This window comes from uncultured Aquabacterium sp., from assembly GCF_913773725.1.
In the GTDB taxonomy this organism is placed as follows: Bacteria; Pseudomonadota; Gammaproteobacteria; order Burkholderiales; family Burkholderiaceae_C; genus Aquabacterium.
In genome coordinates this window covers 1-3,867 of record NZ_CAJYGK010000027.1, presented here as the reverse complement: position 1 = coordinate 3,867, position 3,867 = coordinate 1, and the positions used below count along the sequence as shown (strand labels likewise).

3 protein-coding genes are annotated in these 3,867 nt (G+C 60.3%); all 3 read right to left on the bottom strand.

The window, feature by feature from the left end:
- Positions 1 to 70: 70 nt before the first annotated feature.
- The 3 genes from QZ709_RS02840 to QZ709_RS02830 are packed head-to-tail and all read right to left on the bottom strand — an operon-like array spanning position 71 to position 3,594.
- Positions 71 to 2,383 carry a DEAD/DEAH box helicase gene (locus QZ709_RS02840; RefSeq protein WP_294635833.1) on the bottom strand — a complete coding sequence of 771 codons (2,313 nt, stop codon included), beginning with the start codon at positions 2,381 to 2,383 and terminating at the stop codon, positions 71 to 73.
- 9 nt (positions 2,384 to 2,392) lie between these two features.
- Positions 2,393 to 2,893 carry a hypothetical protein gene (locus QZ709_RS02835; RefSeq protein WP_287803801.1) on the bottom strand — a complete coding sequence of 167 codons (501 nt, stop codon included), beginning with the start codon at positions 2,891 to 2,893 and terminating at the stop codon, positions 2,393 to 2,395.
- The gene (locus tag QZ709_RS02830) at positions 2,890 to 3,594 is read right to left on the bottom strand and encodes a hypothetical protein (protein ID WP_294635832.1); all 705 of its coding nucleotides are present in this window, start codon (positions 3,592 to 3,594) and stop codon (positions 2,890 to 2,892) included. Before QZ709_RS02830 ends, QZ709_RS02835 begins: the two co-directional genes overlap by 4 nt.
- Positions 3,595 to 3,867: the final 273 nt, after the last annotated feature.

Sequence of the window (3,867 nt, the reverse complement as noted above, 5' to 3'; positions counted from 1 at the left end):
GTGTTTCTTCCTTTCGTTTGCTTGGCGGCTCACGATTGAAAGTCTCTACGGTGGACAACCTCCTGAAAAGTCAAACTTCTACTGCCTCCCCGGCAGAGCCGGGGGGCCTCCTTTTGGTAGCTAGCCGCTGCTGCCGATCCGCCACGGCCGCAGACATGAACCGCACCAGGCGATCCAAGCTCGACGACACGTCAGAGAAAGGCTTGTAGTCGTCAAGGCTGAATCCTTCGAGGTCTTGGAAGAGTTCAAACACCACCTGCCGCGCCTCGCGTGAGTTGGAAAGCGCCGCCTCCAGCTCAACTTGCGTCCGCTTCAATTCGGGGTCCGACAACGCCTCCTGATACAGCCGGTCATAGTTCAACCGCTCCGACAGCTGCCCCAGAATCTGCGCGCGCAGGTCTTCGGCAACGTTGCCCTGGTCATCGACCTTGCCGACCGTGCGAGCAATCTCGGTCAGCTTTTCATCCAGCAGCATGAAGATGCGGCCTTCGATGGTGTCTGACAGCACAAGGTTGTAGACCTGCGCGGTGTGGTTCTGCCCGTAACGGTGGATACGACCAATGCGCTGCTCCACATCCATTGGGTTCCACGGCAGGTCGAAGTTGAACAGGATGCGCGCGAACTGAAGGTTGATACCTTCTCGCCCAGCCGCCGTGCACACCAAGACGCGCGGGCCATCCTTCTGCCGGAAGCGCCGTTCTGCCGCCACCTTGGCACCATGGTCACCGCCGCGCAGCACCACCACACCCTGGCCTGGGAAGGTCTGGTCAATCTCGCGGGCGATCAAGTCCACCGTGCCGAGGTAGGTAGCGAACACCACAATCTTTTCGCTCGGGTCTTGCCGCCACAAGGTGCCCAAGCCATCCAACAGCTTCTGCGCCTTCGTCTCGCGCTGCTGCGGGAATATCTTGAGCAGGTCTCCTATGCGTAACCGCTCTTCGGGCAAGTGCAGTTCAACGACCGCAGATGCGGCCTCCTCGGCGTGCGCTGCCGAATACTCGCTGCCATACGGGTCCGACGCCAGCTCAAGCGCCTCCTCGTCCAGCTTCTTGACCAGCCGGTACTTCAGGTCAGCGATGACTCGGTCCACCTCACTGCGGCCAATCGGATCGCGCGCCAAGCCGAACTCGTCGTGGATCAGCTCTCTGGCTTCGTCTGTCAGCCTCTCCCGGCCTTCAATGTCCAGGTCTTTGTCACGCAGCAAGGCCTCGTGCAAGGTCAGCATCAGCAGTCGTCGCTTCAACGTGCGCTTGACGGCCGCAAAGCTCGATGCAGCAATCTTCTGGAAGATCGCCATCAGGAATCCGAGCGCCTGCCCTTTACTGCCCTGGCGCCGCGCCAGGTTGAAACCATCTTCAAGGTACTCGCGCAGCTTTTCGTAGAACAGCCGCTCCTCCGCACACATCAGGAAGGATTCGGTGTGAACCCACCGCCGCGCGAACAGCGGTGAGCCATCGGGTTGGCATGCGTCCGCCTTGGTGCGGCGGAACATCACCGTGTTCAGGCGGTGCCGGTTTTCCAGCATCTCTTCCGGGCTGCCGAACAGCGTCGGGTTGAGCAACTGCGCCAGCATCCAGAACTGGAAGTGATTACCTTGGTGCGGTGTGGCCGACAACAGCATCAGGTCACGCGAATGGTCCTTCAGCGCCTCGGCCAGCTTGTAGTTCTCGGTCTTGCGTACCTTGCCGCCGTTGCGGTACGCGGTCAGATGGTGGGCTTCATCGAACACCACCAAGTCCCAACGCGGTGCATCGAGCAGCCGCTTGATACGCGTGGGGCGCTTCAGGGTGTCAATGCTGGCGATCAGGCGGTCATGCTTGGCAAACGCATTGGTCTTGCGGTCGGTGATATCACCCTCAGAGCCGAACACCTCGAAGTCAAGGTTGAACACCTCGTTCAATTCGCGGTGCCAGTTGTGCACCAGACCGGCAGGCACAACCATCAAAGCGCGGTTCAGCTCGCCTCGGCTGGCCAGCTCGCGCAAGATCAGCGCGGTCTCAATGGTCTTGCCTAGGCCCACCTCGTCGGCGATGAGATAGCGCCGGGGAGATGCGGTGGCAATCCGGTGAGTCAACACCACCTGATGCGGCAGCAGGTCGATCTTGGCGGAGGTCAGCGCCGATGCGCTCTCCATGACCGGCAGCGCATGCGCCTCGTAGGACAGCCATGCCTTGCGCGCGCGATCCTCGCCGCCATCGACGGCACGCAAGATGCGCTCGGTGCGTGACAGCTGGCGGCGCACCGCCGCGACAGGAACGCGGCGCTCGCCGATGCTGAAGAACGCCCGCAGGTATCCGTCACGGGCGGGGTCGAGAACGACGCCAGAGCCAAACTCGTGATGGCTGATCCGCTCGCCGGGTTGAAACTGAAGCTCCTTATCCACGCGCAGACCTCATGTGATCCGCAGGTGGAAAAGACCCGCAGCCTTGGCCCCTTCGCGCAGCAAGATTTCTTGCGGGTACTCGTTGGCCTCGCCCCAAAGGATGCGGCCGAAGGCCAACAGGCTTTCACTGTGGGGCGCAGCACAGCGCCACTCGATGGAATCAGTAGCCGGGTTGAGCTTAATGCGGCCTTGACCTGCTGGCAGCCAGAAAATCAGCGCCGCCTCGCCCTCGTAATAGGCTTGGAATGAGAGGATGGCGTCCTTGATGGCATCGCCCAACCAGGCTTCCGCATCTTCCGGCGTCAGCAGATCAAGACTGGCCTCCAGCCCAGCCACCACCACCGTGTTGTTGCCATTGCTCGGCAGGTCGTCAGGCCAATTGCCAACCGCCTGCAAAAACTGCCGCAGGCTCCAGACTTGCCCAGCCTCGCAAACTTGGTTGCGGGCCTCTTCGTCCCACACCCAACTAGTGCCCCGCCGTTGCCAGACGGTATCGAGGGTTTGCTTCATACCTCGTACTCCTCGAACAGCGAAGTCTGTTGCGGCATGGCCGTCTGCGTCGCAGCCCAAGCGTTGTAGATGGACACCGCACGCGAGGCCGCATTGCGATTTTCCTGATCGGGACCGTGCCGATGCAGCCACTCCAGCAAGGGCTTCAAGGCCACGTGCGGCTTGAAGTTTTCGTTCTTCAGCGTGTCAGCCGCATTGATGCCACTGCCGTCGAAGCAGGCACCAACCAGCACCAGTGCCTGATCCAGATCGGAGGTCAGCCGACGCTTGTGCTTGCCAGACCACTCACGAGCGAAGTCCAGCGGCTTCACGCGCGTGAAAACCTTGCTCTTCTCAGAACACCATCCGCGCTGCTCGAATTCATCGGGCGTCGTGATGGAACCCTTCAGGAACTTCTGCAGCTGGTCGCGCTTCATCTCTGTGGCACTGCCGAAGGTACGAAGAAACTGGCGCGTGATCGGCTCGGCGTTGACCGGCGGCGGCTCCTTACCCTTGTCAGCATCCTCGTCGATGAGCTGATTGATACCGATCAACGCCTCCTTGACGGAGATCGTGCGTCCTTCGTCAACGTAGACCTTGCCGTAGTGCCGAGAGAAGTACTCCAACGCCTTGCCGCGCCGGATCACCTGAATGTCCGCCGCTGGCAGACCTTCCTTCGCATGGTTTTCGAGCATGGCCTGTAGCTGGCGCACATCAGCCATTACCTCACGGCGCATGCGACCCCAGCTAACCGGCTTGGGCTCCTCTGTGCGCTTGCGACAGACGTGGATGACGTCGTACTCGATTTTTTGCGCACCGAATTCAGCGTTGTCACCTTTAGTTTCGTCAGATCGAATTGGGTAAGTCGCTTCTATTGATCCGGCCTTAATTAATTTGAACTTTTAGAGTCTGTCATCATCAGTCAGTGATGAACGCAACAGACATGAGAAGTTTGCCAAGACCAGCGCGCCACGAGCGTCGTGTACAGGTCATCC